This window comes from Chryseobacterium scophthalmum (assembly GCF_900143185.1).
GTDB lineage: Bacteria > Bacteroidota > Bacteroidia > Flavobacteriales > Weeksellaceae > Chryseobacterium > Chryseobacterium scophthalmum.
In genome coordinates, this window is sequence record NZ_FSRQ01000002.1 from 859758 (window position 1) to 878283 (window position 18526).

An 18526-nucleotide genomic window follows, 5' to 3' on the forward strand; every position below is an offset into this window, starting at 1 on the left:
TGGGAATTAGGTTTTAGGAATTAGTTTGAAGTTTAGTGATGAGTGCGTTCAACATTTTTGCAATTTCTTCTGATTTTTTACTTAAATGATCAAACTCATCAGTATTTAAATAATTTAGATTTTTTGAGATTATTAACTGAGTTTCAAGTTCTGCACAACTTCCTCTCGCTATTTTTAAAAATTGTAGGTAATCAATTTGTGATCTTCTGGAATGTCCTTCTGCAATATTCGACGGAATTGAAATTGATGAACGGCGAATTTGACTAGTTAAAGAATAGAGTTCTTCTTTTGGGAAATTTTTGGTACAAGAATAAATATCTGTTACAAGATCTACAGATTTCTGCCAAACAATTAATTCCTTATAATTTCCCATATGTTTTTATAATCCCTAAAACCTAACTCCTAAAACCTAATCCAGAAATTTCACATCCTTAATATTCAAGCAGTGCGTTACATTTCCTTTCCAGTGATTTTCTTCTAATGTAAAAGCGATATCGAAATTTTTAGTTCTGAAATCATCTGCAAATTGCCCCAGTTTAAAACCTATACATTCTATATTTCTTCCGGTAGATTCTTGCTTGATGTAAAACTTCAGGTGATTATTATCTTTCCCCATCGTTTTTAAGTAACCGGAAATTTTCTGATTTCTTAAAACCAAATTAGGCTTCATATTGTGAGGTCCGAAAGGAGCCAGTTTTCTGTGGAAATTGATAAAATCTCTGTTAATTTCATCCACATCAACATCAGCATCTATGGTAATTGACGGTTCTTTTTGATGGTCTTTTATTTTTTCACCAACAATTCTTTCAAATTTAATTTTGAAATCCTCAAACTTCGATTTCTCCATAGAAAGTCCTGCTGCAGCATGATGTCCTCCAAATTTTAAAAAATATTCTGAGCAAAGATCTAATGCTTCATGTACATCAAAATCTGAAACCGATCTTGCCGAAGCTACCATTTCACCATTGTTTCCGTCTGTGAAAACCAATGTAGGTTTATAGTAAGTTTCGGTAAGTCTTGAAGCAACAATTCCTATTACCCCTTTATTCCATTCAGGATGGTAAACAATGGTTGAGAACTTTGTCTGCTGTTGCGATTCTATGATTTGGTTAAGTGCTGAAAGGGTAGAATTCATGTCGAGTTCACGCCTTTCATCATTAAGATTCATGATGTCGCTTACAATTTGGTGAGCGTGTTTCAGGTTGTCTGAAACCATCAGTTCTACAGCTGCTTTTCCTTGAGAAATTCTTCCGGCAGCGTTGATTTTTGGTGCAATTTCAAAAACAATATTTGAAATTTCAAAATGAGAAAGTTTATCTTCCGGGATTAAAAGTCTCAGTCCCATATTTCGGGTTTTTCTGAGCATTTTAAGTCCCATTTTTGCTAAAACTCTGTTTTCTCCGGTCATCGAAACAATATCTGCAGCAATAGAAATTGCCAGAAGATCTGTCAGTTCAAACAGTTCCGATTCGGGAATTTTATAAATGGTATTCAGACCTTGGCACAGTTTAAAACCTACGCCACATCCTGAAAGTTCTTTAAAAGGATACCTACAGTCAACTCTTTTCGGATCTAAAACTGCTGTTGCATCTGGAATTTCATCTCCGGGTAAATGGTGATCACAGATAATAAATTCGATGTCTTTGGTTTTGGCATAATTAATCATATCAATCGCCTTAATTCCGCAATCTAATGCGATAATAAGCGAAAAGCCATTTTCCTTTGCAAAATCAATTCCTTCGGTAGAAATTCCGTATCCTTCAGAATTACGGTCTGGAATATAGTAATCTAAATATTTTTTCTGAACAATTTTTCTGAGATAAAGATACATCAACGCAACTGCTGTGGTTCCGTCTACGTCATAATCTCCGTAAACCATAATTTTTTCACCATTTTCTATAGCTGTTGCAATGCGTTCTACTGCTTTTTGCATATCTGCCATCAGAAAAGGGCTGTGAATATCGGTTACGTTAGGTTTGAAAAATTCTCTCGCCTTTTGATAATTGTCGATTCCTCTGAGAACTAATAGTTTGGATTCAAAAGTTCCAAAACCAAGCGACGAACTCAATCCATCTACAATTTCTTCATCAGGTTCGGGTTTATAAATCCATTTTTGGCTCATGTCACAAAAATAGGTAAAATTTATTTTAAAAGCTATTGAAATATCTGCTCAAATTCAAATTCATCTTCCTTTTTAGGTTGAATTATTTTTAATATAAATAGTATTTTGTAATTAAGTTTTTAATGAATTTTAATTTTTTTTACAATTTAACAAAACCAAAGCGTTGAGAGTCTCGTAAGTAATTTTAAATATTAAACCCATTTAAAAATTATATTATGAAAAAACCAATTCAAGTTTCTAACCAGGGAGCAACTCTGGATACCGGCAGAAGAAACTTTCTAAAACTGAGCGGCATTGGTATTGCCGTTGCAGGCCTTACTTTGATAGGCTGCGATGACGACGATTTCGAATACATGGAACCAAACAAAATATTTGATTTGGGAACTGGTGATGTAGGTGTTCTCAATTATGCGTACGCACTTGAACAGTTAGAAGCAGATTTTTACACCAAAGTTGTTAATAATTTCTATTCCGGAATTTCAAATGCCGAAAAAGAAGTTCTTACAGATCTTTATCATCATGAAGTGATACACCGTGATTTTTTCAAGGCGGCCATTTCTGGAGTAACGAATAATGTTTTACCTACTTTGGAATTTCAGTATTCGAATGTGAATTTTAACGACAGAAACTCAGTTTTAGCTACAGCAAAAGCTTTAGAAGATACGGGGGTTGCAGCATATAATGCGGCTGGAAAATATATTTCGAATCCTGCTTATTTGGTGATTGCCGGAAAAATTGTTTCTGTAGAAGCAAGACACGCTTCCGCGATTAGAGATTTAATCAATCCGGGAACTGCAGCATTTTCAGGAGATGATGTTATTAATGCAAACGGACTTGATGTTGCCAAAGAACCAAAGGATATCGTAATGGCAGCCGGAGGATTTATAAAAACTCCATTCACTTGGAAAGAACAAGGTATCAACTAATCAAATTAAATCTATTATTATGAATATTCTTAAATTACTAGATAAACTTTCAGACGATTCTTTTTTTACAAGACAAACGTCTAGATCAGGTTCGCTTTCAGACATTTCAGCATTTGGAAAGAAAGCCGCAGTTGCAGCTTTGCCATTAGGTTTGGCTGGTTTAATGACCACTACAGCAAAAGCAGAAACGTTTAACGATAATGTTCCCGGAACAGCGATGAAAAGTGCTTTAACAGATGCCCTTCAGTTAGCATTAACACTTGAATACTTAGAAGATGAGTATTACAGAATAGGTCTCAACACCGGAACTTTAATTCCTACCGCAGATCGTACTGTTTTTATGCAGATTTCTAAACATGAGGCAGCTCACGTTGCGTTTTTAAAAGCAACATTAACTTCTTTAGGAGAAACACCGGGAGCAAAACCTACCTTCGATTTTACAGCCGGAGGAAACTTTACACCATTTACCAATTACCAACAGTTTTTGATTTTGGCGCAAGCTTTTGAAGATACAGGAGTAAGAGCTTATAAAGGACAAGCAGGAAATGTGATGTCTAACAAGGCGGTTCTTCAGGCTGCTTTACAAATCCACTCTGTAGAAGCGAGACATGCTTCTCAGGTGCGAAGAATGCGTGCCAATAAAGGTTGGATAGAATTGGCAGATGGCGGAAGTATGCCTCCTGCAACAAATCCAGTCTACGCAGGAGAAGGTGTTACACTACAAGCTGGATTTAATACTGCAACTGCTTTTGGAGCAGCGGCCGGATCTGCAGCTTATGATGAGGTTCTTAGCGGTTCAGATGCTGCAGCAATTGCAGGTCTGTTTATTGTATAAATAATTTCTTTTTTAATATTAAAAATCCTTTTTCGGTATCTCTCCGGAAAAGGATTTTATTTTGATGAAAAGTATTATCTTCACGGCACAAATTATTTAATATGAAAAAAATCTTCATTTCGGCACTTTTGATAAGTGCTTTCTCGGGCGTTCAGGCTCAAAAAATCAATCTTGGAAAAGCAGCGGGTGTTGTATCTAAAGGAGCTTCAGCTTTATCTTTTTCCAATGCAGATGCCATAAAATTATCTAAAGAATCTGTTGATTATATGGATAAGAATAATCCGATTGCAGGTCCAAAAGATCCTTATACAGTAAGGCTGAATAAACTTTTTGGAAAGCATAAATCTCAGGATGGTTTAAACCTAAATTATAAAGTTTATAAAGTGAAAGATATCAATGCATTTGCTTGCGCAGATGGCAGTGTTCGTGTTTTTTCTTCTTTAATGGATATTATGACGGATGATGAATTACTAGCTGTAATTGGTCATGAAATTGGTCACGTTAAAAATGAAGATACAAAAGATGCAATTAAATCAGCTTATCTAAAAGCTGCGGCTTTGGAAGCGGGTTCAGCTGCCTCTGGTACGGTTGCTGTGTTAAACGAAAGTCAGGTTGGAAAAATGGCAAATGATTTTTTGGATGCTTCTCACAGTAAAAAGCAGGAGTCTGAAGCGGATATTTATTCTTATAATTTTATGAAAGCAAATAATTATAATGTTGTCGGAGCTTACACAGCATTTAAAAAATTAGCTTTATTATCTGAAGCAGGAACGGCTCAGTCAGGATTTCAGAAAATGTTTAATTCGCATCCGGACAGCAATAAAAGAGCAGAAGCTGTGAAAAAACGTGCTGAAAAAGACGGTTTATGGAAAGATCCGGGAATAGTTTCTTTGCCTAAAACAAAATTGACAAAATAATAAGTAAACTAAATATTACAAAAAAATCCTCAAAATTAATTGAGGATTTTTTATGGATTTTAATGTTGTTCTAAAATTAAGAATACATTTTTTCTCTTAATTCTTTAATCTTTTTATCAGCAAGATATTCGTCGTAAGTCATTTCTCTGTCGATGATTCCGTTTGGAGTCAATTCGATGATTCTGTTACAGACAGTTGAAAGCATTTCGTGGTCATGAGACGCCAATAAAAGATTTCCTTTGAAGTTAGACAATGAGTTGTTCAAAGTCGTGATACTTTCAAGGTCTAAGTGGTTGGTAGGTTCGTCTAATAAAAGAACGTTTGCTTTCTGAAGCATCATTCTACTGAACATACATCTCATTTTTTCACCTCCTGAAAGTACTTTACAAGATTTTAAAGCTTCATCACCAGAGAAAAGCATTCTACCTAAGAATCCTCTCATGAATTCCTCGTGACGCTCTTCGTCATTTTTGGTAAATTGTCTCAGCCAGTCAACTAAATTGATATCTTCTTTGAAGAAATCTGTATTGTCTAAAGGCATGTGAGATTGATTGGTAGTAACTCCCCAAGCAAAAGTTCCTTTGTCTTGTTGAGTGTTTCCTGCTAAAATTTCGAAAAATTCTGTAATTGCTAAAGAGTTTTTAGACAAAACAGCAACTTTATCTCCTTTCTTAAGGTTTAAGTCGATGTTAGAGAACAATAATTCTCCGTCTTTCGTTTTTTCAAGACCTTTTACATCTAAAATCTGATCACCAACTTCTCTTTCCATTTCAAAAATAATAGCTGGATATCTTCTAGAAGAAGGCTTGATATCATCGATGTTTAATTTATCGATCATTTTCTTTCTTGCAGTTGCTTGCTTAGCTTTTGCAACGTTTGAACTAAATCTCGCGATGAAATCCTGAAGTTCTTTCTTCTTTTCTTCCGCTTTTTTGTTCGCCTGAGCTCTTTGTCTTGTCGCTAACTGAGAAGCTTGGTACCAGAAAGAGTAGTTACCAGTGTAAAGGTTTAATTTAGCATAATCTAAATCTCCGATGTGCGTACAAACGGTATCTAAGAAGTGACGGTCGTGAGAAACCACAATTACTGTATTTTCATAATCAGCAAGGAAATCTTCCAACCATGAGATTGTATCAATATCAAGGTCATTCGTAGGTTCATCCAAGATCAACACATCAGGATTTCCGAAAAGCGCCTGAGCCAAAAGAACTTTTACTTTGTCTTTATTCTCTAGTTCGCTCATCATTTGCCAGTGCATATCGTCTTTGATACCTACATTTGAAAGCATAGTTTGTGCGTCAGATTCAGAGTTCCATCCACCCATTTCATCGTATACAACACCTAGTTCACCGGCTTTAATTCCGTCTTCGTCAGAGAAGTCTTCCTTTGCATAAAGGGCATCCATCTCTTCTTTTATTTCAAATAATTTTTTGTTTCCTCTTAAAACCGCTTCCAGTACAGTAAATTGATCGTAAGCAAAGTGATCCTGCTCAAGAACAGACATTCTTTTTCCAGGTTCCAAAGATACGTGTCCTGTTGTTGGGTCTTGTTTTCCTGTTAATATTTTAAGGAATGTAGACTTTCCTGCACCATTTGCTCCGATGATTCCGTAGCAGTTTCCTTTGGTAAACATTATGTTTACCTCGTCAAAAAGAACTCTTTTCCCGAATTGTAAAGATAAATTAGATACTGTTAACATATAGTTTTGTAAATTTGGCGCAAAATTACGAAAAGAATTTGGGTAAATTATAATAATGTAATACTCAAGTTTTTATATGAAAGCAAATTTTGTATATTTAATAACAAAATTTAATATAATGAAGATTGAAAAAACAGTCAGGATACTCAATAAAAGGGCTAGATTTGAATATGAAATTCTCGAAGAAATAGAGGCGGGAATGGTGTTGACCGGTACCGAAATTAAATCTTTACGCTCCTCTAAAGCATCTATTACAGAAGCTTTTTGCCAGTTCATCGATGGTGAATTGTATATCATTAATATGATGATTGATGAATATAAATTAGGCACTTTTTATAATCATAAAACAAAAAGGGAACGAAAGTTGCTCTTGCACAAAAGAGAATTGTTAAAATTTGAAAAAAAACTTAAGGATGCAGGGAATACAATAGTTCCGTTAAAACTTTATATTAATGATGGAGGAAAGGCTAAAATTCTTATTGCTTTAGGGAGAGGTAAAAAACTCTTTGATAAAAGAGAGGCAATAAAAGATAGAGAAAACAAACGAAACCTCGATAGAATATTAAAGAAAAGTTAAAAATCATCCTGAAAACTTTGTTTATAAAGAAAAATTATATTTATTTTGCAATATCAATTATTTAATCATTTAATTCTATGAAAAATCTAAAATTAGGAATTTCAGCATTGGCGCTTACGGTTGCCTCTACTGTTTTCGCTCAGACTACCAACAATCCGTGGATGATCGGGGTTGGTGCTCACGCGGAAAACCATACAGCACAGCGTGGTAATTTCAGTAACACGTTTTCTGCTACTAATTTGACGAAGAATATGTTCAATACGAACAATTTTTCTATTACACCACCACTTTCTAAGTTAACAGTTGCTAGAAACATTGGTAAAGGTTTAGTTATTGATTGGCAAACCTCTGTAGGAAATGTTGACAACAAAAGACTTAACATGGGTAAAGAGTTCATGTTAATGACTGGTCTTGGTTTCCAAGCTAAAGCTGCTGGTTTAATTTGGGACGAAGAGTCTTGGTTTGATCCTTACTTGAGAGTAGGTGCAAACTATTTAAGACATGATTACACTGCTCTTACTTTCCCAAGACAAACTTTCATCAACGGAAACCCTGCAGAAATGACATCTAATGGAGAAGATGGTATGGAAATGGGTAAAGCAAATCACTTTACAGTATCTACTGGAGCTGGTGTTAACTTCTGGTTAACTAAAAACTTCGGTTTGGGTGTACAAGGTGATTATGTTTCTACTCCAGGTGATAAAGCGAACTATGCTAACTTCTGGCAAGCTTCTGCTTCTTTGAACTTTAGATTCGGAAACAGAGACAGAGATAAGGATGGTATCTTAGATAAAGACGATTTATGTCCAGATACACCAGGTTTACCAGAATTCCAAGGATGTCCTGATACAGACGGTGATGGAGTTCCAGATAAAGACGATCAGTGTCCAGATGTTGCTGGTCCAGTTGAAAACGGTGGATGCCCTTGGCCAGATACTGATGGAGATGGTATTATCGACAAAGATGATGCTTGTCCTACAGTTGCAGGTCCTGCAGAAAATAACGGATGCCCTTGGCCAGATACAGACGGTGATGGTATCTTAGATAAAGATGATGCATGTCCTACAGTTGCTGGGGTTCCAGAATTCCAAGGATGTCCTCCTCCTCCTCCAGTTGATCCAATTGAAGTTGTTATTACAAGAGAATTCAAAGATCTTTTATTTGACTTCAACAAAGCTACAATTAGAAAAGAATCTAGTGGTAAATTAGATACAGCTGCAAAAATCATTAAAGATGCACCAGCTCAAAACTTTGTAATTGTTGGTATGACTGACAAAAAAGGTAGTGATGTTTATAACTTAAACTTATCTAAGCAAAGAGCTGCTTCAGTAGTTGCTGCTTTAGAAGCTAGAGGTGTAAACCCATCAGTATTGAAATCTATCGGTATCGGTGAACAAGATGCACAAGTACCAGAAACGGCTTCTGATGCTGAAAGACAAGCTGACAGAAAAGTTGTTGTAAGAGCTATCTCTGGATCAGAGTGGGAAACTTACAAAAAATCTGACTTACCAGTTAAAAAAGCTCCAGCTAAGAAAAAAGCTCCAGCTAAAAAGAAAAAATAATTAATTTTTCTAAATAATAAATACCTCCAGATTTCTGGGGGTATTTTTTTTGTTGTTGATTTTGAGTAATTTTGTCAAAATTTAAATTATAAAATGGGAAGAGCATTTGAATATAGAAAAGCCTCAAAAATGGCACGTTGGGATAAAATGGCCAAGACTTTTTCTAAAATAGGTAAAGACATAGCTTTAGCAGTAAAAGCCGGAGGAACAGATCCCGAAGCTAATCCTGCATTAAGAAGATGCATCCAAAATGCAAAGGGTGCCAATATGCCAAAAGACAATGTTGAAAGAGCAATCAAAAAAGCTGGCGGAGCTGATGCAGAAAACTATGAAGAGATCACTTATGAAGGTTATGGACAAGGTGGTGTTGCATTTTTCGTAGAATGTACAACCAATAATCCAACTAGAACTGTTGCCAATGTAAGAGCAATCTTCAATAAATTTGACGGTAATCTTGGAAAGAATGGTGAATTAGCTTTTATCTTCGACAGAAAAGGGATTTTCACGATCGATTTAGCTAAAATTACAATGGATTGGGATGATTTTGAAATGGAAATGATTGACGGTGGAGCAGAAGATGTTGAAAAAGATGATGAAGAGGTAATGATTACAACTGCTTTTGAAGATTTCGGTTCTCTATCTCACAAATTAGATGAGCTTAAAATAGAAGCTAAAAGTGCAGAATTACAGAGAATTCCGAATAATACGAAAGAGGTTACTCTAGATCAGTTTAAAGCAAATATGAAAATGCTTGATCGTTTCGAAGAAGATGATGACGTGCAAAACGTATATCACAATATGGAAATAACAGACGAACTTTTAGAGTCTTTATAGAAATAAATTGCTGTTTATAGCAAAGTATTATGTTTTGCCACGAATGCATGAATGTAAAATTTGTTTATTCGTGGCGATTTTTTAATATAGTGTAACAACAAAATAATATAGCATTCATATACAATTCATTTTCAATTAGTTTCTTTGCATAAGAATCAATTGTGAAATCGCCATCCTTGGTAAATGTAAATACTAATTGATATGGCGATCACTTTTGATCATTAGTAAGATAAATATCTGCAATTTGAAAAGAAACGTTGAACTTGTTATCATTTCGGATGTACATTTGGGAACTTACGGATGTAAGGCCAAAGAACTTCTACGGTATCTAAATTCTATTCAACCGAAAACGTTAGTTTTAAATGGTGATATCATTGATATTTGGCAGTTTAAAAAGTCTTACTTTCCTAAGCCTCATTTGAAAGTGATCAAAAAGATCATTTCATTCGCTACAAAAAATACAGATGTCTATTATATTACCGGTAATCATGATGAAATGTTCAGAAAGTTTACCGATTTCGAATTGGGCAAACTCAAAGTTTGCAACAAACTCTGCTTGGAAATTAATGATAAAAAAACATGGATCTTTCATGGCGATGTTTTTGATGCATCAGTACAACATTCAAAATGGATTGCCAAGCTTGGCGGAAAAGGTTATGATCTTTTAATTGTCATTAATAATGTTGTGAATTGGTTTTTAGAAAAAATGGGTAGAGAAAAATATTCATTTTCAAAAAAAATCAAGAACAATGTAAAAAAGGCGGTAAAGTATATCGGCGATTTTGAATTAACAGCTTCTGAACTTGCTATTGATAATGGTTATGATTATGTAGTTTGTGGTCATATTCATCAGCCTCAAATGCGTGAAGTTTCCAATAAAAAAGGTTCATGTACTTATCTTAATTCCGGAGATTGGATCGAAAATTTATCTGCTCTCGAATTTAATCAGAACGAATGGACAATCTTTCATTATGAAGATCACAAACATTTGCTGAAAGATGATGAATCTGAGGAAATTCAGGATATCAATAATTCGGATCTTTTGAAAATTGTAACTCAATTTACGTAGAATGAAGATTTTGTATGCATTTCAGGGAACAGGAAACGGTCATGTTGCTCGTGCGCAGGAAATTATTCCTATTCTTAAAAAATATGCTTGCGTTGATACTTTGATCAGTGGTCACCAATCTCAATTAAAGGCTGATTTTCCCATTAACTTTCAACATAAAGGTGTTTCTCTGCTTTATAATAAAACGGGCGGAATTTCCTATAAAAAAATCCTTTTTGAAAATAATTTTCTCGAAGCTTTTAAAACCATCAGACAAATCGATTTAAGCAAATATGATTTAATTATCAATGATTATGAGCCATTAACAGGATGGGCTTGTAAAACTAAAAATTTAAACATGATTGAGCTGAGCCATCAAGCTTCAATGAGTTTTAAAGAAACCCCAAAACCTGCAAAAAAAGATTTTTTAGGAAAATTGATTTTAAAATATTACGTTCCAAGTGAACGAAAAATTGGTTTTCATTTTGAAAATTATCATCCACAAATCAAAAAACCGGTCATCAGAAGAAAAATCAGAAATCTGAATCCTGATAAAAAAGGATTTTATGTGGTGTATCTTCCTAGTTTTTCTGATGAAAATATCATTAAAGTTTTAAGTGAAATTCCTGTAGAATGGAAAGTTTTTTCCAAACACAGCAAACTTCAGAGAAAGGAGAGAAATGTTGAGATTTTCCCAATTGATGAAATTCAATATTTAAAATATTTCGAAAACTGTGATGGAATTTTATGCAATGCAGGATTTGAAACTCCCGCTGAAGCTCTTTTTATGGACAAAAAACTGTTCGTAATTCCCATTCATAATCAATATGAACAGGAATGTAATGCATGTGCTTTAGACAAAATGGGAATTCCGAATTCTAAAATTTTAGATGTAGAAGAAATTAAAAACTGGGTCGCTTCAGATCTTCATTTTCAAGTAAATTATCCCGATGATATTGAAGATATTCTTCTGAAAGAAGTTTTAGCTTTGTAAAAAAATATCTTCTACATCATTCATTCTTCTCATCACGGCTCTTGCGTAAGAACAATGTGGATAAACTTTCCAATTGTTTTCTCTTGAAAATTTAATGGCTTCTTCTACCAAAAATTTTCCCATTCCGCGACCTTCAAATTCGGGATGAACTAGTACAAAAGAAATAATCAATTTATTGTCTTCAGGGAAAATAGTATAAGTCAATCTTCCAACTTCTTTGATTTCATTGTTGATTGTAATGACTCCGCCGTTTCCGGATTTATTGTTTTCGAATTTCATATTTATATTTTTGATTTAAACTAAAAATACAAAAACTGCACCGATTGCAAGCGAAGTTTAAATGAAGAAGATGTAAATGGTTAATTCGTTTCACTTGCTAGTTTATTTAGATTCAACAAAATTTCCTAGAATTTCTTTTTTAAGTGGAATCTTTTAAAAGAAAATATTAAATATTCCGTTTAATTCTTAAATTTGGCTAATGCGAAAATATCTTTATCTCATCATCTTATCACTTTCTCTTGTGAGTTGCTATACTTATCAGGTTAAAAAAACTGTGGATACAGCAATTGATAATAAACAGGCATCTAAAAATAACGCAGCTCTTGCAAATACCAATACTCCACAAACGGAAAGTATAAAGGCTAAATCTCAAAACCAAAGCCAAAATTCACAACAAACACCGGCTCCAGTGAATGTTCAGGAGAAACTTGCACCTAATAAAAATGTTAAAATTGATGTTGATGGCCGAGCTTATAAAGTAATTGTTGATCGATGGGAAGGAGACAGTCTGATTGCTCATCCGGTTCATAGCCGTGATAAAGTTCTGAAGTTCCATAAGAACCAGATTAATGCCGAAAAAATTGCTGAAAAACGCTTTTCACAACCTATTGCAGATATTATTACTGTTGTAGCTTATGCGGGTATTGGTTTCGGAATTTGGTCTCTTTTGCAGTAGTTTTTAATTTATAAAGAATATTTTTTCACTATTAAGGAGTTAAAAAAAAATCTGCTATAAATAAATTTTAGAAATCAATAAATTGATTTTGATTAAGTATCACTAAGCGTAACTCTTAAATTCTTAATGTTAATATTTCTAAAGTTTAAAAAAGATTCTAAAAATATTTAAAAATTAACGATTGACTAAATATCTTTCCCTGTATAATAATTGTAATCTTTAATAATAATTCCGATAAACTGTCTTTCGGTCATTTTTGTAGGATCTACTTCCAGTTTGAGAATACTTTTTATTTTGTCTGAAAGTTTTGTAATAACCTGTCTGTCGTCGATTCTCAGAGCTTTTAAGTAATTATCTTTTATAATTCTCATATCGTTATCGCTTAATCCGATTACTTGTGAAAAAGTGGGAATGTAGTCGGGATTGATGTTTTCAAGAATTGTATGAGAAATATTGATGTTATTTTTAAGTGAAATCACCGCTGTTCCCGAAGCCATGTCTCCTAATCGCTGATTATTTTTAGAAACAATCATAGAAACTAAACCTACAATTCCTGCGAATGTTGTATCAATCAATCTGAAAACCCATCTTATCAGATAATCTCCAAAACTTGCCTGGTAACCGTCAATTTTTACCACACGTATTTTCATTACTTTTTTTCCGGGAGTTTGTCCTTCCATCAAGCTTTCCAGAACAAGTGGATAAAGAGCAACAGGTAATGTGAGAACGATATAAACTGCGTTTTGAGACCATGAATCTAAACCATCTAAAATATATCCTAAATTGAAAATATTAAAAAATAAATAGAAGATTGCCACAAGATAAGCCACCTTAATGAGAAGATCGATAATGTACGCTACCATTCGTTCTCCGATACTTGCCGTGATAAAATTAATATTTACATTTTGGGAGGTATTAATCGCAATTTGAGACATAATTTTTATTATTTTAGCCTTACAATTATGAGAGAGGTTTATTTCATTAAACAAAATAAAGAAAAATGGTTGGGAATTGAGCAGGTTGTTCAAGGGAAAATTAAAAAAAATCCTGATGACCTGTCTTCGTTGTATATCAACCTTGTCAACGATCTTTCTTTTGCCCAGACTTATTACCCCAAAAGCAATACAACAGTTTATCTTAACCATCTTTCGTCTCAGATTTTCCAAAAAATTTATAAAACTAAAAGAGTTGAAGAAAATAGACTTGTTTATTTCTTTAAAACAGAAGTTCCTTTGATTGTTTACGAAAACAGAAGATATTTAATCTACTCCTTTTTGTTCTTTATATTTTTTATGCTGATCGGCGTTCTTTCGGCAATTTATGATAAAGATTTTGCGAATCTGATTTTAAGTGAAAGTTATGTGAATATGACTATCGAAAACATCAAAGAAGGAAATGCAGTCGGTGTTTATCAGGATGGTTCAACTTGGGGAAGTACCATCGGAATTACTTTCAACAACATTATCGTTGGTGCAAAATTATATATTTACGGGATTTTTGGTGGACTTGGAACTTTGTATCTTCTGATGCAAAATTCTGTGATGTTAGGAACTTTTCAGTATTTTTTCTACGAACACGGAGCTTTAGGAGACAGCGCAAGAGGAATCTGGCTTCACGGAACATTTGAAATTTTCAGTATGGTGGTTGAAGGAATGTGTGGTTTGATTCTCGGAACATCTATTCTTTTCCCGAAAACGCTTTCAAGATTTAATTCTTTTAAAAACGGATTCAAAAATTCATTCAAAATATTTTTAAGTACAGTTCCCTTTACCATTTGTGCCGGAATTATCGAAGGCTACGTAACAAGACATGCTTTAAACATGCCTTTGTCGCTCAATCTTTTTATCATTTTTGGCTGTTTGGGAATCATTGGCTTTTATTATTTTGTTTATCCACATATTGTTAACCGGAGAATAAAAAACACAATCAATGATGCAGTTTTATAAAAAAAGAGATTTCGGAGCGTTTATTAGCGACAGTTTTACCTTTTTCAAATTGTACGGTAAAAACTATTTCAGAAATTATATTCTGCTGAATGGGCTTTTGCTTATTCTGTTGGTGGCTGTATTTATTTTTGGTTACAGAGAATTGTTTATGCAGATTTTCGGTTCCAATATGAGTGGCGAAAGCTATTATTTCGAATCTTATTTTGAAGATAATATCGGAATGTTTATCGTAGTAGGATTGCTTACATTCTTGCTTTTTTTAATCATGATGATTGTCAATTATCTCTTCCCTGTTTTTTATCTTAAAAGATTGGCGGAAGGAGAGATGAAAATAAAAACCGATGATATTCTTGGTGACTTTAAAAAAAATGCAGGCAAAATAGGAAAGCTTTGTTTAGGAATGGTTTTCGTTGTGACACCGCTCTCGCTTATTGTAATGGGAATTTCTTATGCGATGATATTAATTGTTATCGGATTTTTTCTCATCTTATTAGTTTATCCGGTTCTATTTAATGTGGTCACCTTTTTAATGTACGATTACTTCAACAGCAAAAGAGGTTTTTTTGAAAGTTTAAGCTACTCTATACGATCTCAATTTTCTTACACGAATGGAAGAGAAAGATCTCCATTCTGGAAATATTGGGGTTCTACGGTCGTTATTTCAATTATTCTGTATGTAATTACGACCATTTTTACTGCAATACCGATGTTTTTTTTCATGTTGAAAATTACGACTACTGAGCCTGATGCAAATTTTGAACAAAATCCATTTGCCGGAAGTTTCGGAATAATGATGTTCGTGACATATGGAATTTCTTTGTTGATATCATTCTTTTTGTCGAATATGTTATACGTAAATTCAGGATTGATGTATTACGACAGCCGAAGAGATTTTCACCAGAAAGTAGAGCTGGAAGAAATAGAAACGATTGGAATCAATGAATAAATTTCTGGTTTTTTTACTGATTTTTCTAAATCTTGGGGTTTTAAAATCTCAGGAATATGAAGATGATGATTTTTCTGAAGTTTATATCGAAGACTCTGTGGTGACTTCGCATTACAAAAATATGTATGTTGCAGATTCTGTTTTAAAAGCGAATCCTCAAACCGAAAACACCGTTTCCCCAAAGAAGTTTAAAGAAAATCTGCCTTCAAGATACAAAGGAAATGAGTTTGATTATTCGACCTCAAAACCCAGAGAATCGTTTTTTGACAAACTTCAACGTAAGCTCGCTCAACTTCTTCGTAGTATTTTTGGGGAAACCAGTTTAGAAACTTCTTCACAGATTACAGGTGTTGTTATCCGCCTTTTTGCCATCATCGTAGTTGGATTTCTCCTGTATTTTATCGTTAAATATTTAATCAGTACCAATGGAAGTTTCTTTTTCGGTAAAAAGAATAAAAAAATTGAAATCAACGAAGAAGAGCTTCATGAAAACATTCATGAAATCAACTTTCCACAAAGTATTGCTAAGTTTGAAAATGACGGAGATTACCGTTCTGCGGTTCGGTATCAGTTTTTATATATTCTTAAAAAATTAAGTGATAAAAAACTCATCCTTTGGAATCCCGAAAAAACAAATAAAGATTACGTTTCCGAACTAAAAGCGGCACATCTTAAAAATGAATTTTACAACCTTTCCTATATTTTCGATTATGTTTGGTATGGCGAGTTCAGTATTGATGAGCAAAGCTATGGTAAATTTAAAAACCAGTTTCACGGATTCAAACCTTAATTAAACTTCTTAAAAATGAATAAAACTTTCAAAATATATGCTGTTATTTTCATCATTGTTATGGTGATTTTGGCATTGCTTGAAGTGAATAAAAAGGAAGTTACAGACTGGCGAAAAAACTATGATGTCAATCAAAAATCACCTTTCGGGCTCTTTGTTTTTAATAAAGAAGTCAAAGATTTGTTTAAAAACAATCTTACGAAACTTGATGTTGCACCTTATGATTATTACACTGAAAAAGATAAGAAACCACACAATATTCTCATCGTAGAAAGCGAAATGGATCAGGAATCCTGGAATAAAATTTTAGATGAAGTTTCCAAAGGTTCAGATGCAATGATAATTGCGAATCGACTTCCAAAAAATATTTCAGATACGATTGGTTTTTATGGTTCAAAAATTTCTTATGAAGACCAGAATATTCTAAAACTGACGGATAAAAAATATCAGAATGATTTTATTAAATTAGATAAATTCCCATCGGGAAGAGGTTTTTCTTACATTAAACCGAATGTTCAGGTTTTAGGAAAAACGGTCGAAGAAAACAATAAAGATCAGGCAAATTTCATCAAAACACCATTCGGAAAAGGAACAATTTATGTGCATTGCGAACCGCTTTTTTTAACGAATTATTATCTTTTGCAATCAGGAAATGTAAGATATGCGCAAAGTGTTTTTTCATATTTGAAAGACAGAGAAACTTTATGGTTTGTAGAAAGCAATACCAAAGAATCTCGTTCATTATTGCGTTTTATTCTTTCTAATCCGGCTTTAAAATATGCTTGGTGGGTATTTTTAGGAGGATTGGTTTTATTTATATTTTTTAATGTAAAAAGAAAACAACGAATCGTCCCAATTATTGAACCGTTGAAAAATACTTCTGCAGAGTTTGTGAAAAGTATTGGTAATCTTTACTTACAGGAAGGTGATTTCCATGATATGATGGCAAAAAAAGCTCAATATTTTTTAAATAAAGTAAGGCTCGATCTTCTCATTGATACCCAAGATCTAGATGAAGAATTTGCAAAAAAACTTCAACTAAAAACCGGAAAACCTGTAGAAATGGTTAATGAAGCAATCGTTCTGATCAGAAAAGCACAAGACCCTTATGCAAGCGTAATAAAAGAGGATCTAGCAAGAATAAATAGTCTCTTGGATGAAATTTTAAAATAAGAATGGTAATGAGGAAGGCTCCGTAGGAGTCTGACCTTTGTAGAAAAAAAATAGAAATGTGAAAATGAGCTCTGTAGGAGCGAAACGTTCAAAATAATAAAAACAAAATAGAATGGAAAATAACGAAGAACAAAATTTAACAAATCAAAATTCTATTAATTTAAATAAAGAATCAAAAGATCAGAGCCAATTTGAATCGAGAATTGATATGATTGAGCTTCGTGAAAATTTAAATAAAGTAAAAACGGAAATTGCAAAAGTAATTGTCGGTCAGGAAAATATGGTCGAACATCTTTTAGCAGCTTTACTTTCCAACGGTCACGTTTTGATTGAAGGCGTTCCGGGAGTTGCAAAGACCATTACGGCAAAATTATTGGCGAAAACTATTGATGTAGATTTTAGCAGAATACAGTTTACACCGGATTTAATGCCTTCTGATATTTTGGGAACGTCAATTTTCAGTATGAAAAATTCTGAATTTGAATTTAAAAAAGGACCAATTTTCTCAAGCTTTATTTTGATTGACGAGATCAACCGTTCTCCTGCAAAAACTCAGGCGGCTTTGTTTGAAGTAATGGAGGAGAAACAGATTACAATTGACGGAACCCGTTACGAAATGGATGAACCTTTCCTTGTTGTTGCTACTCAAAACCCAATCGAGCACGAAGGAACTTACCGACTTCCGGAAGCTCAGCTTGACCGATTTTTATTTAAAATCAATGTAGGTTATCCGAATCTGGAACAGGAAGTTGCAATTATAAAGAATCAACATGACAACAGACTTGAAGATAAGACTGAAGCGGTAAACAAAGTGATTACGGCACAACAGTTAAATAATTATCAGAAATTGGTAAAAGAAATTATTGTTGAGTCTCAACTGATCGAATATATTGCCAAAATTATCATCAATACAAGAGAAAATCAGTTTTTGTATTTGGGAGCTTCACCAAGAGCAAGTTTGGCATTATTAACGGCTTCAAAAGCTTTTGCAGCACTGAGAGGGAGAGATTTTGTAACGCCCGAAGATATCAAAGAAGCAAGTTATGCCGTGTTAAGACACAGAGTAATCGTTTCGCCGGAAAGAGAAATGGAAGGTTTAACTGCCGATGAAATTATCAGACAGATTTTGGAAGGAATAGAGATTCCTAGGTAAGTTGCAGGGAATAATAATTTCAGAATGTCGATGAACATTATGTTTGTCA

At 33.7% G+C, this 18526-nt stretch carries 19 protein-coding genes; 14 read left to right on the forward strand and 5 right to left on the reverse strand.

The features are described from left to right. Positions 1 to 13: 13 nt before the first annotated feature. Together BUR17_RS14225 and recJ are read right to left on the reverse strand one after the other, a co-directional pair. Positions 14 to 373 (reverse strand): four helix bundle protein, encoded by a 360-nt coding sequence (locus BUR17_RS14225; protein ID WP_074230992.1) that lies wholly within the window; start codon positions 371 to 373, stop codon positions 14 to 16. Between the two features lie 36 nt (positions 374 to 409). Continuing rightward, positions 410 to 2122 (reverse strand): single-stranded-DNA-specific exonuclease RecJ, encoded by a 1713-nt coding sequence (gene recJ / locus BUR17_RS14230; RefSeq protein WP_074230993.1) that lies wholly within the window; start codon positions 2120 to 2122, stop codon positions 410 to 412. Between the two features lie 215 nt (positions 2123 to 2337). Between recJ and BUR17_RS14235 the strand changes: the two genes are divergently transcribed. From BUR17_RS14235 to BUR17_RS14245, 3 genes are all read left to right on the forward strand, one after another. Further along, on the forward strand, positions 2338 to 3048 hold the full coding sequence (locus BUR17_RS14235; RefSeq protein WP_074230994.1) for a ferritin-like domain-containing protein: 711 nt from the start codon (positions 2338 to 2340) through the stop codon (positions 3046 to 3048). Between the two features lie 19 nt (positions 3049 to 3067). Continuing rightward, positions 3068 to 3883 (forward strand): ferritin-like domain-containing protein, encoded by an 816-nt coding sequence (locus BUR17_RS14240; protein WP_074230995.1) that lies wholly within the window; start codon positions 3068 to 3070, stop codon positions 3881 to 3883. Positions 3884 to 3984: 101 nt separating this feature from the next. Next, on the forward strand, positions 3985 to 4800 hold the full coding sequence (locus BUR17_RS14245; RefSeq protein WP_074230996.1) for a M48 family metallopeptidase: 816 nt from the start codon (positions 3985 to 3987) through the stop codon (positions 4798 to 4800). 76 nt (positions 4801 to 4876) lie between these two features. Here BUR17_RS14245 and BUR17_RS14250 read toward each other — a convergent pair whose 3' ends face one another. Next, positions 4877 to 6499, reverse strand: a complete 1623-nt coding sequence (locus tag BUR17_RS14250) for an ABC-F family ATP-binding cassette domain-containing protein (RefSeq protein WP_074230997.1) — start codon at positions 6497 to 6499, stop codon at positions 4877 to 4879. A 118-nt stretch (positions 6500 to 6617) separates the two neighbouring features. Here BUR17_RS14250 and smpB point away from each other — a divergent pair, with 118 nt between their 5' ends. From smpB to BUR17_RS14275, 5 genes are all read left to right on the forward strand, one after another. Then, positions 6618 to 7076 carry an SsrA-binding protein SmpB gene (smpB, locus tag BUR17_RS14255; RefSeq protein ID WP_074231262.1) on the forward strand — a complete coding sequence of 153 codons (459 nt, stop codon included), beginning with the start codon at positions 6618 to 6620 and terminating at the stop codon, positions 7074 to 7076. Between the two features lie 77 nt (positions 7077 to 7153). Continuing rightward, positions 7154 to 8638: an OmpA family protein gene (locus tag BUR17_RS14260; RefSeq protein ID WP_074230998.1), complete on the forward strand. Its 1485-nt coding sequence runs from the start codon at positions 7154 to 7156 to the stop codon at positions 8636 to 8638. A 93-nt stretch (positions 8639 to 8731) separates the two neighbouring features. Then, a complete protein-coding gene (locus BUR17_RS14265; RefSeq protein WP_074230999.1) occupies positions 8732 to 9472 on the forward strand; it encodes a YebC/PmpR family DNA-binding transcriptional regulator in 741 nt (246 codons plus the stop codon). 244 nt (positions 9473 to 9716) lie between these two features. Then, positions 9717 to 10541 (forward strand): UDP-2,3-diacylglucosamine diphosphatase, encoded by an 825-nt coding sequence (locus BUR17_RS14270; protein WP_074231000.1) that lies wholly within the window; start codon positions 9717 to 9719, stop codon positions 10539 to 10541. Between the two features lies 1 nt (position 10542). Further along, positions 10543 to 11514 carry a glycosyltransferase family protein gene (locus tag BUR17_RS14275; RefSeq protein ID WP_074231001.1) on the forward strand — a complete coding sequence of 324 codons (972 nt, stop codon included), beginning with the start codon at positions 10543 to 10545 and terminating at the stop codon, positions 11512 to 11514. On the opposite strand, the gene BUR17_RS14280 is transcribed toward BUR17_RS14275, so the two are convergent. Then, a complete protein-coding gene (locus BUR17_RS14280; RefSeq protein WP_074231002.1) occupies positions 11503 to 11793 on the reverse strand; it encodes a GNAT family N-acetyltransferase in 291 nt (96 codons plus the stop codon). The genes BUR17_RS14275 and BUR17_RS14280 overlap by 12 nt on opposite strands. 199 nt (positions 11794 to 11992) lie before the next feature. Here BUR17_RS14280 and BUR17_RS14285 point away from each other — a divergent pair, with 199 nt between their 5' ends. Then, the gene (locus BUR17_RS14285; RefSeq protein WP_074231003.1) at positions 11993 to 12469 is read left to right on the forward strand and encodes a hypothetical protein; all 477 of its coding nucleotides are present in this window, start codon (positions 11993 to 11995) and stop codon (positions 12467 to 12469) included. 185 nt (positions 12470 to 12654) lie between these two features. Here the strand turns inward: BUR17_RS14285 and BUR17_RS14290 are convergent, their stop codons facing one another. Beyond that, complete coding sequence (locus BUR17_RS14290) at positions 12655 to 13404, reverse strand: RDD family protein (protein ID WP_074231004.1); 750 nt, start codon at positions 13402 to 13404, stop codon at positions 12655 to 12657. Positions 13405 to 13431: 27 nt separating this feature from the next. On the opposite strand from BUR17_RS14290, the gene BUR17_RS14295 reads away from it, so the two are divergent. The 5 genes from BUR17_RS14295 to BUR17_RS14315 all read left to right on the forward strand — a co-directional run bounded on the left by BUR17_RS14295 (position 13432) and on the right by BUR17_RS14315 (position 18477). Further along, complete coding sequence (locus BUR17_RS14295; RefSeq protein WP_074231005.1) at positions 13432 to 14415, forward strand: stage II sporulation protein M; 984 nt, start codon at positions 13432 to 13434, stop codon at positions 14413 to 14415. Next, complete coding sequence (locus tag BUR17_RS14300) at positions 14399 to 15361, forward strand: DUF4013 domain-containing protein (protein WP_074231006.1); 963 nt, start codon at positions 14399 to 14401, stop codon at positions 15359 to 15361. The genes BUR17_RS14295 and BUR17_RS14300 overlap by 17 nt, the downstream gene beginning before the upstream one ends. Continuing rightward, a complete protein-coding gene (locus BUR17_RS14305) occupies positions 15354 to 16151 on the forward strand; it encodes a DUF4129 domain-containing protein (protein ID WP_074231264.1) in 798 nt (265 codons plus the stop codon). Before BUR17_RS14300 ends, BUR17_RS14305 begins: the two co-directional genes overlap by 8 nt. Positions 16152 to 16166: 15 nt before the next feature. Beyond that, positions 16167 to 17324, forward strand: coding sequence for a DUF4350 domain-containing protein (locus BUR17_RS14310; protein WP_074231007.1), 1158 nt, complete (start codon positions 16167 to 16169; stop codon positions 17322 to 17324). A 208-nt stretch (positions 17325 to 17532) separates the two neighbouring features. Next, a complete protein-coding gene (locus BUR17_RS14315) occupies positions 17533 to 18477 on the forward strand; it encodes an AAA family ATPase (RefSeq protein WP_378087488.1) in 945 nt (314 codons plus the stop codon). Positions 18478 to 18526: the final 49 nt, after the last annotated feature.